Source organism: Mesorhizobium sp. M1D.F.Ca.ET.043.01.1.1 (assembly GCF_003952385.1).
In the GTDB taxonomy this organism is placed as follows: domain Bacteria; phylum Pseudomonadota; class Alphaproteobacteria; order Rhizobiales; family Rhizobiaceae; genus Mesorhizobium.
This window is the reverse complement of record NZ_CP034444.1, coordinates 4330037-4343038: the sequence shown is the minus strand read 5'-3', so window position 1 is coordinate 4343038 and position 13002 is coordinate 4330037. Positions and strand designations below refer to the sequence as shown.

13 protein-coding genes are annotated in these 13002 nt (G+C 64.0%); 9 read left to right on the top strand and 4 right to left on the bottom strand.

Annotated elements, in window-relative coordinates:
* Window positions 1–2: 2 nt before the first annotated feature.
* Both EJ067_RS21040 and EJ067_RS21035 read left to right on the top strand, forming a co-directional pair.
* The gene (locus tag EJ067_RS21040) at window positions 3–1385 is read left to right on the top strand and encodes an adenylate/guanylate cyclase domain-containing protein (RefSeq protein WP_126087181.1); all 1383 of its coding nucleotides are present in this window, start codon (window positions 3–5) and stop codon (window positions 1383–1385) included.
* A gap of 232 nt (window positions 1386–1617) precedes the next feature.
* Entirely contained in the window at window positions 1618–3951 is a 2334-nt protein-coding gene (locus EJ067_RS21035; protein ID WP_126087180.1) for a response regulator, read from the top strand.
* A 91-nt stretch (window positions 3952–4042) separates the two neighbouring features.
* Here EJ067_RS21035 and EJ067_RS21030 read toward each other — a convergent pair whose 3' ends face one another.
* The 3 genes from EJ067_RS21030 to EJ067_RS21020 form a co-directional block, all read right to left on the bottom strand.
* Window positions 4043–4903, bottom strand: coding sequence for a lytic transglycosylase domain-containing protein (locus tag EJ067_RS21030; protein WP_126087179.1), 861 nt, complete (start codon window positions 4901–4903; stop codon window positions 4043–4045).
* 4 nt (window positions 4904–4907) lie between these two features.
* Window positions 4908–6158, bottom strand: coding sequence for a flavodoxin-dependent (E)-4-hydroxy-3-methylbut-2-enyl-diphosphate synthase (gene ispG / locus EJ067_RS21025; RefSeq protein ID WP_126087178.1), 1251 nt, complete (start codon window positions 6156–6158; stop codon window positions 4908–4910).
* A gap of 285 nt (window positions 6159–6443) precedes the next feature.
* Window positions 6444–6623: a YdcH family protein gene (locus tag EJ067_RS21020; RefSeq protein ID WP_126087177.1), complete on the bottom strand. Its 180-nt coding sequence runs from the start codon at window positions 6621–6623 to the stop codon at window positions 6444–6446.
* Window positions 6624–6873: 250 nt separating this feature from the next.
* On the opposite strand from EJ067_RS21020, the gene EJ067_RS21015 reads away from it, so the two are divergent.
* A complete protein-coding gene (locus EJ067_RS21015; RefSeq protein ID WP_027166663.1) occupies window positions 6874–7077 on the top strand; it encodes a DUF465 domain-containing protein in 204 nt (67 codons plus the stop codon).
* Window positions 7078–7097: 20 nt separating this feature from the next.
* Here the strand turns inward: EJ067_RS21015 and EJ067_RS21010 are convergent, their stop codons facing one another.
* On the bottom strand, window positions 7098–7898 hold the full coding sequence (locus tag EJ067_RS21010) for an IclR family transcriptional regulator (RefSeq protein ID WP_126087176.1): 801 nt from the start codon (window positions 7896–7898) through the stop codon (window positions 7098–7100).
* A 166-nt stretch (window positions 7899–8064) separates the two neighbouring features.
* Here EJ067_RS21010 and EJ067_RS21005 point away from each other — a divergent pair, with 166 nt between their 5' ends.
* The 6 genes from EJ067_RS21005 to EJ067_RS20980 all read left to right on the top strand — a co-directional run bounded on the left by EJ067_RS21005 (window position 8065) and on the right by EJ067_RS20980 (window position 12881).
* Window positions 8065–8895, top strand: a complete 831-nt coding sequence (locus EJ067_RS21005; RefSeq protein WP_210211710.1) for a transporter substrate-binding domain-containing protein — start codon at window positions 8065–8067, stop codon at window positions 8893–8895.
* 123 nt (window positions 8896–9018) lie between these two features.
* The gene (locus EJ067_RS21000; protein ID WP_126087174.1) at window positions 9019–9684 is read left to right on the top strand and encodes an amino acid ABC transporter permease; all 666 of its coding nucleotides are present in this window, start codon (window positions 9019–9021) and stop codon (window positions 9682–9684) included.
* Window positions 9684–10334, top strand: a complete 651-nt coding sequence (locus EJ067_RS20995; protein ID WP_126087173.1) for an amino acid ABC transporter permease — start codon at window positions 9684–9686, stop codon at window positions 10332–10334. Before EJ067_RS21000 ends, EJ067_RS20995 begins: the two co-directional genes overlap by 1 nt.
* A gap of 4 nt (window positions 10335–10338) precedes the next feature.
* Window positions 10339–11133 (top strand): amino acid ABC transporter ATP-binding protein, encoded by a 795-nt coding sequence (locus EJ067_RS20990; protein WP_126087172.1) that lies wholly within the window; start codon window positions 10339–10341, stop codon window positions 11131–11133.
* 68 nt (window positions 11134–11201) lie between these two features.
* A complete protein-coding gene (locus EJ067_RS20985; RefSeq protein ID WP_126087171.1) occupies window positions 11202–11663 on the top strand; it encodes a RidA family protein in 462 nt (153 codons plus the stop codon).
* Window positions 11664–11690: 27 nt separating this feature from the next.
* Window positions 11691–12881: an aminotransferase class V-fold PLP-dependent enzyme gene (locus EJ067_RS20980; RefSeq protein WP_126087170.1), complete on the top strand. Its 1191-nt coding sequence runs from the start codon at window positions 11691–11693 to the stop codon at window positions 12879–12881.
* The last annotated feature ends 121 nt before the right edge of the window (window positions 12882–13002 follow it).

Sequence of the window (13002 nt, the reverse complement as noted above, 5' to 3'; positions counted from 1 at the left end):
TTATGACCAGAGTAACCGCTCTACCTGACCAGATCGATTTTGACGTGGCCGCCGATGAGACCTTGCTCGAGGCGGCTCTCAGATCGGGTGTGCCGTTCGCGCATGCCTGCGGCGGCCGTGCGAAATGCTCGACCTGCCGCGTCTGGGTGCTCGACGGCCTGAAGGCCTGCCCGGACCGGAATTCCGCCGAGGCTTCGATGGCGGAGCGCTTGCGATTGGCGGATGAGGTTCGGCTGGCCTGCCAGCTCAGGCCGGAAGGCGAGCTTCGCGTCCGACGCCTGGTGCTGGACGAAACCGACATGATGATCACCAGCCAGCTTGGCGGTTCCGCCGCGACGCGTTGCGGCGAAGCAAAGCATGTTGCGGTCTTCTTCAGCGACATCGTCGATTTCACGGCGCTGTCCGAGCGGCTTTCACCCTACGACGTGATGTATCTGCTCAATCGCTACTTCGCCCAGGTCGGCGACATCATCGAGCAGAATGGTGGTTTCGTCGACAAGCTCATCGGCGATGGGCTCATGGCAATATTCGGCATCGATGGCCAGCCCGACGCCCCGCTCCGCGCCGTGAACGCCGCGCTTCAGACCCTCGCCACAGTCGATCGTCTGAAGCCGTTCTTCGCCTCGATGTATGGCATCGATTTCGATATTCGGATCGGCCTCAACTATGGCGAAGCCGTCATCGGCACATTGGGTCTGGCCGGACACGAACGTCTGACGGCAGTCGGCGACGTGGTGAATCTGGCCAGCCGGATCGAGGCGGCCAACAAGGATGCCGGCACCCGACTGCTGATATCCGAGACCCTGCGCGACCAGATCGCCGACAAGGTCGAAATCGCCGATTTCGTCAGGGTGCGCCTTCGCGGTAGCGCTGAGCGCACGAGCCTGTTCGAAATCGTCGGGTTGAATCCGGAAATCGACGCCGAGCTGAATGCCAAACGGCCTCGCGAAACCATCCGCCAAGGCGGCAGGAGGTGGATCCGCGCTTTTGCCGAAGACGAGCTTCAGCCCCACGAACGCCGGGTTCTCGATTTCGAGAACTACGACATCGTCGTCATCCGCGGATCCGACAGCTATTGCGCCTTTAACAATGCCTGCCCGCATCTTCACCTGCCGCTCTACGAACGCCGAAGTCCCGCTCAGGCCGAAGCGCTGAAGCTCCCGCACACGGAGAGCACGATCACCGCGGATCTTGGCTTGGTCTGCCGCTGGCATCAGAGCTGTTTCGACCTGCTTACCGGCGAAATCAGGGGGTGGGCCAAGTTGGAGCAGGACGGTACCAGGGCGGGCCTGGAATATTTGGGTGACATTTCGAAAAACCGCGCAAAGCTGATCGTCTATCCCTGCCGAAAGCAGGATGGCTTTGTGTGGATCGGGCTCGAGTGAAGCGACCGTCCGTCGCGATCCCGCACCGTGGCCGCTTCGATGGCTCGCAAGGTCGCCGGCGGACTGGCGGCGCTGTCATCCATGCGACCGGTCAATGGTGAACGGCAGTTTGACCATTCACCATTTCACTATTCACCATTCACGGGCATGACACCCCGGCACCAACGAAATCTTAATGTAAATCAAGCGTAATCCCGGCCATTAAAATTGTGCGTATGGGTTGGGGTTGCGCATGCCGGAGTATTCCTCCTTCATCCGGTCGATCCGGGTTCGCTACATTTCGGGATTGCTTGTTTTCGCTTTGGCCTCGGCCGCGATCATGTTCGCGCTCAACCGCGTGAACTCATACCGCCACGAGGTTGATGCCCTCAGCGCCAATTTCGTCATCTTCTCCCGCGACCTTCGCAACGCCACCAATTTCGCCGAGACGACCGGAACAACCTGGCGGGCCGAGACCCGCGTTGCGCTGACCTCCGCCGCGCGCGGCCATTCCGAACGGCTGATGGGCGAGATCGAGATCCTGAACGCGCAGCTCGCGGCGATCAGGCCGCGCCTGTCGAACAACACCCTCAACGCGCTTGAATCCGCTTCGGTGAACGGCGATCTGTTCTGGTCGGCGCGCGACATGGTGCGCAACTTCAACCTGATGTCGGTGGCTCAGAAGGTCGACGAATGGAGCTATCGCGAGATCCGCAACCAGAACGATCTTTTCGCCCAGCCCATGCTGGTGCGCGTGCGCACGGCGCTCGATGACGAGCGGCATCTCGCCGACGCCGCCAACGACCGGCTGCTCTTGTGGGCGAGCGGCCTGCTGTTCGCGGTGCTCGCCATCGCGGCGGTTCTGATCTTCCGGCCGATGGAGAGCGCGATCCGCCGCGCCTTCGCCGAAACCGCCGCATCGCTGTTCAAGGCGGAGGCGGCCGACCGCGCCAAGTCCGAATTCCTCGCCAACATGAGCCACGAGATCCGCACGCCGATGAACGGCGTGCTCGGCATGGCCGAGCTTCTCGCCAAGACCGAGCTGACGCCGCGCCAGAAGACCTTCACCGACGTCATCGTCAAATCCGGCAACGCGCTGCTCACCATCATCAACGACATCCTCGATTTCTCGAAGATCAACGCCGGCCAGCTGACGCTCGACCCTGCCCCCTTCCGCCTGGCCGAAGCCGTCGAGGACGTGGCCACTTTGGTGTCGGCCCGTGTAGCCGAAAAGAACCTCGAGCTGATCGTGCGCGTCGATCCGCGCCTGCCGGCTTTCGTCGTCGGCGACGCCGGGCGCTTCCGCCAGATCGTCACCAACCTGCTCGGCAACGCGGTGAAGTTCACCGAGAAGGGGCATGTGCTGATCGATGTCGGCGGCGATGTCGTCGACGGCGCGGTCCAGCTCAAGGTCCGCGTCGAGGACACCGGCATAGGCATCCCCGCCGAGAAGCTGCAGAGCGTGTTCGAGAAATTCGCCCAGGTCGACGGCTCGTCAACCCGCCGTCACGAAGGCACCGGCCTCGGTCTCGCCATCTCCGCCCGCCTCGTCGACCTGATGGGCGGCAAGATCGGCGTCGAAAGCGAGATCGGCCGCGGCTCGGTGTTCTGGTTCGCCGTGCCGCTGCCGGTACACAAACAGGAGGCGCGCGACGAGATCGTGCCGGTCGACGTGACCGGCGCCCGCGTGCTGGTCATCGACGACAATCCGGTCAATCGCGAGATCCTGCTGGAACAGCTGCGGAGCTGGAGCTTCGATTGCGCGGCGGCCGAAAGCGGCGCCGTCGGCCTCGCCTTCCTCGACCGTGCCTGCCAGCTCGGCGCCTCGGTCGACTGCATCATCCTCGACTACCAGATGCCCGGCATGAACGGCGCCGATGTCGCGAGAGCCATAGCCGCGGACAGCCGTCTCACGTCCATTCCGGTCGTGCTACTCACCTCCGTCGACCAGGTCGATTTCGGCAGGATGGTGATCGACTTCGGCATCGTCGCCCATCTCACCAAGCCGGCGCGTTCGGCGGTGCTGCTCGGCACCGTCATCTCCGCCATCCAGAAGGCGCGTATGCAAGGCGCCAAGGCGCATTTCGTGCGCGAGCCGGTCGTCGCCCAGCCGGCTCCGCCGGCCTTCACCGTCATCCGCGGTCCGACCGTTCCGGTGCCAGTGGCGCCGGAATCGACCGTCGCGCCGAGCGGCCCGATCGATATCCTGATCGCCGAGGACAATGAGGTGAACCAGCTGGTCTTCGGTCAGATCCTCAACGGCCTTGGCCTCAGCTATCGCATCGCCGGCAACGGCCGCACCGCGGTCGAGATGTACCGCTCGCTGCGGCCGCGGCTGGTGCTGATGGACGTCTCCATGCCGGAGCTGAACGGCTACGAGGCGACGCGAGCCATCCGCTCCATCGAGCAGCAGGCCGGCAGCCACACGCCGATCATCGGCGTCACAGCGCACGCGCTGAAGGGCGACCGCGAAAAATGCATCGAGGCCGGCATGGATGACTACCTGCCCAAGCCGGTTTCTCCAGACCGCCTTGGCGCCAAGATCGGCACCTGGCTCAGCGAGACGGTGACGGCGAAGACGGCTTAGACACGGCGAACAACGACGACTTCCAGTCGCCGAGTTCCTTCGCGCGGCGCCGTTCCGCCAGCGTCCCCGAAATAACCTTGCCGCGGCCCCGTTACCGGTTGCGCATGACCACACACGCGCCGCCGACGCTTTGCAGCTTGTTGCAGATGCCGTTGGCCTCGACCCGCGAGTCGGCGCCGATCCTGACCGCATAGATGCCGCGCCGGCCGATCGGCGTGCGCACGCGGCTCACCACCGGATCATGGCTGGCGAGCAGGGCCGGGAACCGGCCACGCACGCGCAGCCACTGGCCGATCGCGGCGGAGCGGCGGAAATTGCCGGCCACCTGGACACCCCACGGTTTGACGTTGATCGAGGCCATGGCGACGGTCTGCGACATGATCACCGGCAGCCGGCGGCAGGCGACCGCGAAGTTCATCTTCGGATCGAGCGGCTGGATGGCGCCGGCATAGGCTGTGTCCGAGAACTTGTCGACCGGTTCGCCCATGATGTCGAAGACATAGCTTTCGGTCTCCATCGGCAGAAAGCCGCCGGAGCTTAGCCAGCGCGACACCCGGCTCTCGCCGGCATTGTAGGCGGCTGCCGCCAGGCCGAGATTGCCGTAGCCCGCCTTCATCTCGGCGAGATATTTCGCTGAAGCCGGGATGGCCTGCTCGATGTCGAAGGGATCGGCAAGCCCGCGCAGCTTGGCGGTGCCCGGCATGAATTGCGCGATGCCTTCGGCACCGACCGGACTGACCGCATTGGGATCGAAGCGGCTTTCCTTCCAGATCAGCCTGGCGAAGAAATCCTCGGGCAGGCGGTTTTGCTCGGCCTGGGTCTCGATCAAGTCGCAGACGCGGGAAATCAGCCGTTTGGCGGCCGATTGCGACTGCGGCGGATCGGCGAACGCCTGGCCTGCAGGGATCAACGCGCAAGTCAGGATCAGTGCCGCCCTGAACAAACGCCGCATGGGCTCATTCCGCGGCGGCTTTGCCGTGTCCGTACCGCTGCTCGATGTAGTCGGCGACCATCTTCTCGAAATCCTGCGCGATCGAGGGTCCGCGCAGCGTAGCCGCCTTCTTGCCGTCGATGAACACCGGCGCCGTCGGCGTCTCGCCAGTGCCGGGCAAGGATATGCCGATATCGGCATGCTTGGATTCGCCCGGGCCGTTGACGATGCAGCCCATCACCGCGACCTTGAGGTTTTCGACGCCCGGATACTTCTCGCGCCACACCGGCATGTTCTTGCGGATGTCGGCCTGGATGCTCTGGGCCAGTTCCTGGAACACGGTGGAGGTCGTGCGGCCGCAGCCGGGGCAGGCGGCGACGATCGGCACGAACTGGCGGAAGCCCATGGTTTGCAACAGTTCCTGCGAGACCTGCACCTCGCGCGTGCGGTCGCCGTTCGGCTCCGGCGTCAGCGAGATGCGGATCGTGTCGCCGATGCCCTGCTGCAGGAGGATGCCCATCGCCGCGGAAGAGGCGACGATGCCCTTGGTGCCCATGCCGGCCTCGGTCAGGCCGAGATGCAGCGCATGGTCGGAGCGGGTCGCAAGCTCGGTATAGACGGCGATCAGGTCCTGCACGCCACTGACCTTGGCCGACAGGATGATCTTGTCGCGGCCAAGTCCGATCTCTTCGGCCATCTCGGCCGACAGAATCGCCGACTGCACGATCGCCTCGCGCGTGACTTCCTGCGCGGTGCGCGGCGAGCCCTGGGCCTGGTTCTCGTCCATCAGCCGTGTCAGGAGTTCCTGGTCGAGCGAGCCCCAGTTGACGCCAATGCGCACCGGCTTGTCGTATCTGATCGCCATCTCGACGATCGCCGCGAACTGGCGGTCCTTCTTCTCCTTGAAGCCGACATTGCCGGGATTGATGCGGTATTTCGCCAGCGCCTCGGCGCAGGCCGGATGATCAGCGAGCAGCTGGTGGCCGATATAGTGGAAATCGCCGACCAGAGGCACGTTGACGCCGAGCCTCGACAGCCTTTCCTGAATGCGCGGCACGGCGGCGGCACTCTCGTCGCGGTCGACGGTGATGCGCACGATCTCCGAGCCGGCGCGATGCAGCGCCGCAACCTGCGCGACCGTCTGGTCGACATCGGCGGTGTCGGTATTGGTCATCGACTGCACGACGACGGGCGCGCCGCCGCCGACCGTCACGCCGCCGACATCGACGCCGACGGATGTCCTGCGCGGGAAAGGAGAAGAAAAATATCCGGTCATGCCGGCCGCCTTTAGCTTGGAGCAGGAAGATGCTCAAGGGTCCGGGCATGAGGTGGAGGAGCAAAGAAGGCTTGTCAATGGCGGGGAGCCGTCGATCGGACAAATCGGCTGCCTGAGCTGCCGCCGAGACCATAAGACCCGGCTTCGGCCTCGAAGGCGCCCAAGCCGCGCCGCCGCTGCCGAAACTGGTCAGAAATCGAAATTAAAAACCTAGGCGCCGGCAGCACAAGAGCCACCGGGGGGATGATTGCGCCGCGAATGGCGCGTATGTTGCCTAGAGGAGCTTCAGTGTGCCGTCGGTTTCGCCTTCAGCTTTTCAATCTCGTCCTTGATTGCCAACTTGCGCCGCTTGAGACTGGCGATCTCGAGGTCGTCTACCGAAGGATGGTTCATCGCGTCGATAAGCTCACGCTCGATGTCGCCGTGCTTCCGCTGCAGCTCATCAAGATGGGATGCAAGAGACATGATTGGTTCTCCCTTTCATGGTTTCCTCGATCGCAGCCGTCGCAGGCACGTCCACCGCAGGTCGCGACTGTGACGGCACGATGACACTTTGCCACCAACCAATCTCGATGTCGAATGCCGTGTGGTAGCATTCCACGACAATGTGAAATGTGATATCAGCGGCGCGCCGGTGACAAGACCGACAGGTCACAAACCCCACCGGCCCCGCCCAAAGGCCCATCCTGGGCGACGCATACGCAGACGGTAGATAATGTCCGAACAGGAACAGGCTGAAATACGCCTAGAATATTCCCGGCTCAAACAGGAACACGCCGATTTCGACGCCGCCATCAATGCGATGATCGCCATGGGTTGCGACCCGCTGCAGATCCAGCGCATGAAGAAGAAGAAGCTGCTGCTGAAGGACCGGCTGATGGCGCTGGAAGACCGCATCATCCCCGATATCATCGCCTAGACCGGCAGCGCTTTCCTTCGCTACGAGATCGAAAGCCGCGCGGCGCGCTCGCGCAGCAGCGCGACCAGTTCGCCTGTCCGCTCTTGCGACGTGTCGATCGGCACCACCAGGCACATTGTCGCCTCGACCTTGCCGGGCGCCGAAAAGACCGGCGCCGCCAGGCATTTGGTGTAGGCGTCGACAAGGCCCGAGGTCACGCAATAGCCGGTGACGCGGGCTCTTCCTATGTCGTCGATGAAGTCGTCGAGCTCGATCTTGCGGCCGTCCGGCAGCACGAGGTCGTCCTCGGACATCATGGCTTCGATCCGACTGCGGTCGAGGCCTGCGAGCAGCAGCCGGCCGGAAGCCGTCCAGGGAAGCGGGATCTGCAGGCCGGTGGCCGAGCTGATGCGGAAAGGTCGCGTTCCGGGGCTCGAATGGACGATCGTGTAGCGGCCGCTCTGCAGCATGCACAGCTCCGAGGTCTCGCCCGTCTCGCGCGACAGCGTGTCGACCTCCTGCCGTCCGCGCCTGAGCAGGTCGTTGCCGCGCATATAGGCCATTCCATAGAGGTAGAGCTTCTTGCCGAAATAGACGCGGTTGCCGTCGCCGGTCATCTCGAGGAGCCCGGCATCGACCAGCTCGCGCACCAGCGTGTAGGTCGTCGAGCGCGGCGCGTTGAGCCCCTTGGCCAGCTCGCCGATGCCGATCGCGCGCTGCGTGGCGTGCAGGAACTCCAGGATATGCAGCACGCGGTTGAGACCCTTTTCACGGGAATTCGCGGGCTTCTCCTCGTCCATGCCGCCGGCCGGCCACTCGGTTAGCGATTCGCCATCTTGCATTGTCGATTCCTGATGCTAGTATCTGTCTTGTACAGGATACACTTGTCCTTTGTAAGAGACAACCGTTTTGTCGCTTACCGGCGCGTGTATCCGCAAGGGGAACACAACACGAAAGGAGGTCGCCGTGAACGACACATCCGGAAGACGTGATTTTCTGAAACTGGGAATGGCGGGACTTGCCACCGCCGGCGCGCTCACCGCGGTCAGCGCCGAGAAGGCCGCGGCGCAGGCCGCGTCCGACAGCGTGCTGCGCACCGCGCTCGATCGCGGTAAGCTGATCGTCGGCACCGGCAGCACCAATGCGCCGTGGCATTTCGAGAACGATGCCGGCGAGCTGGTCGGCATGGACATCACCATGGGCCGCATCCTCGCCAAGGGCCTTTTCGATGATCCGACCAAGGTCGAATTCGTCACCCAGGATCCGGCGCAGCGCATTCCGAATGTGACCACCAACAAGGTCGACATCACCATCCAGTTCATGACCATGAACGCGCAGCGCTCGCAGCTGATTCACTTCTCGCGGCCCTACTATGTCGAAGGCGTCGCCCTGCTGACGCTGCCCGGCTCCGAGAACAAAACCTTCGACAAATTGCTTGCCGGCGGCTCCGCCACGCGCGTCTCGATCCTGCAGAATGTCGACGCCGAAACTTCGGTGCATTACGCCTTGCCGCAGGCGCAGGTGATGCAGATCGACACCCAGGCCAACGTCCTGCAGGCGCTGGAATCCAAGCGCGTCGACGCCGCCGCGGTCGACCTCTCCACCGTGCGCTGGCTCGCCTCGCGCAACCCCGACAAATATTTCGATGCCGGCAAGAGCTGGTATTCGATGCTCTACGGCGCTGCACTTCGCCAAGGCGATCTCGACTGGCTGACTTTCGTCAACCAGACCTTCACCATCGCCATGTTCGGCCATGAGACGGCGCTCTACGACGCCGCCTTCAAGGAATATTTCGGCCAGGAGCCGCCACTCCGCCACCCGGGCTTCCCGGCCGTATGACACAGCTCATCTAATGGTGTCGGCGGAAGGGCGCGGCAAACGTCCTTTCGCCTGTTTCTCCCCGACGGAGGCCAAGCGGCGTCGGATCCCGGATCCGCCACCATGGGCCATTGAGACGGACGCATGGGCTATACGCTCAATTTCAATCTGATCTGGCGGCATTTCGACAAGCTGTGGGGCGGGCTTCTGCTCAGCCTCGAGCTTGCCGTGATCTCGATCGCCATCGGCATCGTCATCGGGCTGGTGCTGGCAGTCTGGTACGTCTCGGCCGGGCGCGTCGTACGCGGCGTCATCGCGACCTATGTCGAATTCATCCGCAACGTGCCGCTGATCCTGCTGGTCTATCTGGTCTTCTACGGCCTGCCTACCATCGTCGACCTCGCCTACAGCGCGCAGACCTCCTTCGTGGCGACACTGGCGCTCTATAGCGGCGCCTATCTGGTCGAGGTTTTCCGCTCCGGCCTCGAGGCCGTGCCTCGCGGCCAGATCGACGCCGGCAAGGCGATCGGGCTCACGCCCTGGCAGCGGCTTATCCATGTGCGTCTGCCGACGATGATGCGCATCACGCTGCCGGCGCTGTCGAACACGTTCATCTCGCTGTTCAAGGACACGTCCGTCGCATCCGTCATCTCGGTGCCCGAGCTGACCTATGGCGCCCAGTGGATCAACTTCAACACCTTCCGCATCGTCGAGGTCTATCTCGTGGTGACGGCGATGTATCTGGTGACCGGCTATGCACTTCTCTTCGCGCTGCGGCTTGTCGAGCGCTGGTACAGGACGGCGCGCTGATGCTTGGCCAGATCGCCTATGCCCTGCCCTTTCTCGCCCAAGGCTTCGCGCTGACGCTCTGGGTGTCTTTGCTGGTCGTGGTGCTGTCGCTGATTGCCGGCGTGATCCTTGGCGTCGGCCTCGTCTACGGCCCGGCGCCGTTGCGCTGGGCGGTGCGCATCTTCAGCGACACCATTCGCGGCATCCCGATCCTGGTGCTGATCTTCTTCGTCTATTACGGTCTGCCGGCGGTCGGCGTGCACTTGCAGTCCTTCTGGGCCGCCGTGCTGGCGCTGACCTTGTTCAAGACCGCCCAGGTCGTCGAATATCTGCGCGGCGCCGTCGCCTCTATCCCGAAGGGCCAGTCCGAGGCGGCGATGGCGATCGGCCTGACCTTCCGCCAGCGCCTCGCCTACGTCATCTTCCCGCAGGCCTTCCGCCGTTTCCTGCCGCCCTGGATCAACGGCGTGACCGACGCGGTGAAAGGCAGCGCGCTGGTCTCGCTGCTCGGCATCACCGATCTCATGCAGGCCATCAACCAGGTCATCGGTCGCACCTATGAGGCGATGCCGCTCTATATCCTCGGCGCCCTCCTCTATTTCTCCGTCAACTACGCGCTCTCGGCGGCCAGCCGGCGGCTGGAGCAGCGCTTTGCCTTCATCCGGGAATAGCACGATGGCCATAAGCTCCAACGACAGCCCAGCACTTCTCGATATAGCCGAGGTCTCAAAATCCTTTGGCTCGGTCGGGGTGCTGGGCTCGGTCAGCCTCAAGGTGGCGAAGGGCGAGGTGGTCACCGTCATCGGGCCGTCCGGCAGCGGCAAGACCACGCTGCTGCGCTGTGTCAACTTCCTTGAAAGCTACGACAGCGGCTCCATCCGCATCGACGGCAAGGAGGTCGGTTTTCGCGACGGCGGCGCACGGCAGCGGCGCAGCGAACGCGACCTGGCCGCCATGCGCGCCGAGACCGGCATGGTCTTCCAGGGCTTCAACCTCTTCCCGCATCTGACGGCGGCCGGCAACATCATGCTCGGCCTCACCAAGGTGCGCGGCAAGAGCAATGCCGAGGCGCGCTCGATCGCCGAACATTGGCTGGGCCGCGTCGGTCTCGCCCACAAGGCCGACAGCCTGCCTGCCGAGCTTTCGGGCGGCCAGCAGCAGCGAGTCGGCATTGCCCGGGCGGTCGCCATGGAACCGAAAATCCTGCTGCTCGACGAGATCACTTCGGCACTCGACCCGGAGCTTGTCGCCGAGGTGCTGGCCGTGGTGAAGAGCCTCGCCGAAGACGGCATGACCATGGTGATGGTGACGCACGAAATGGCGTTTGCCCGCGATGCGTCCAGCCGCATCGTCTTCATGGCCGATGGCGGCGTCAGCGCCGTCGGACCGCCGAAGGAGGTCCTCGCTTCGGAGACGACCAACGAGCGATTGCGTACCTTCCTGGCGCGCTTCCGCGCCTCGCATTTCTGAAATCGGATGATCTTCGCCATTCATCGTCGACAACGGATGGCTGAAGCCATCCTGGGGAGCCTTCTTGCATGACGCCTTACATCCGGCTCGCCGAACTCGGCCTGACGCTGCCCGAGCCGCCGACGCCCATCGCCAACTTCGTTACCCATGCCGAGAGCGGCCGGCTTATCTTCCTCTCCGGCCAGGGGCCGCTGCGCTCCGACGGCACGCTCTGCACCGGCAAGGTCGGCGAGGATGTCACCGTCGAGCAGGCCTATGAGCATGCCCGCCTCACCGGCCTCAATCTGCTTGCCGTCATGCATGCGGCGGCGGGCGATCTCGGCCGCATCGTGCGCGTAGTGAAACTGCTCGGCTTCGTCAACGCGACGCCCAACTTCAGCGATCACCCGAAAGTGGTCAACGGATGCTCCGATCTTTTCGCCAACGTCTTTGATAGGATCGGCGGGCACGCGCGCTCGGCCATCGGCGTCGGCTCGCTGCCCGGCAACATCACGGTCGAAATCGAGGCGGTGGTCGAGATCGCCGCCTAAGGCCTTTCAGAATGGGATTTTCTTGAGATGACGATCTCCAACATGACAATCCGCGAGCGTCTCGGCCTTCGCCCGATCATCAACGTGTCCGGCACGATGACGACGCTGGGCGCCTCGATCATCGTTCCCGAGGCGATCAGCGCCATGGCCGAAATCGCCTCGCAATGGGTGGAGATGGACGATCTGCAGCGCGCCGCGAGCACCGTCATTGCGCGCCTCACCGGCGGCGAGGCCGGCTTCATCACCGCCTGCTGTGCCTCAGGCATCACCATGGCGATCGCCGGCGCGATGACCGGCACCAACCTTTTGGCAATGGAACGGCTGCCGGACGACACCGAAGGGCTGAAGTCCGAGGTCGTCATCCAGCTCGGCCACATCGTCAATTACGGCGCGCCGATCGACCAGTCGATCCGCGTCGCCGGCGCCAAAGCAATCCCCGCCGGCACGGTCAGCGTCACGCAGGATTACCACGTGCGCGAGGCGATCAACGACCGCACGGCGGCCGCACTCTACGTCGTCGCGCACCACACCGTGCAATACGGCATGCTTTCGCTGGAGGAATTCTGCGAGATTTGTCACGCCAAAAACATTCCGGTGATCGTCGATGCGGCTTCCGAATACGACCTGCGCAGCTTCCTCGCGCGCGGCGCCGACATCGTCGTCTATAGCGGCCACAAATTCCTGAGCGGCCCGACCAGCGGCATCGTCACCGGCCGCAAGGATCTCGTCCGCGCCGCCTATCTGCAGAACCGCGGCGTGGCGCGGGCCATGAAGGTCGGCAAGGAAAGCATCGCCGGCACCATGGCCGCGCTCGAGGCCTGGGAGAAGCGCGACCATGCCGGGATCCGTCGCCGCGAGGAGGCGGCGCTCAATCTGTGGAAGGACGCACTCCAGGGCATTCCCGGCATCGGCGCGCAGATCATCCCCGACCCGACCGCCAATCCGCTCGATCGCCTGCAGGTCTTCGTGCGCCCGGAAAGCCGCTTCACCGCTGCCGGCCTCGCATCGGCGTTGGCCGCCGGCTCGCCGCCGGTCATCGTGCGCAACCACGAGGTCGAGCGCGGCCATTTCTTCCTCGACCCGTGCAACCTCCATCCGGGCGAAGCGGAGATCGTGGCCGAGCAACTGCGCGCCATTCTGACGGCCAAGGAGCGTCCCGTAGATGCAATGAAAGCGGCCCGCAAGGATTCTGCCGGGGCGCTGCGCTGGCCGGACTAAGCCTGCATCACAAGTCGCGGAAAATGACGCCTACAAAGAGCGGCTGGCGTGTCACAAACGCTCTGGTCGAGGGAAGATCTTTGCGAGATGATGGACGCCGTTGCACCGAAGCCAGGAAAGC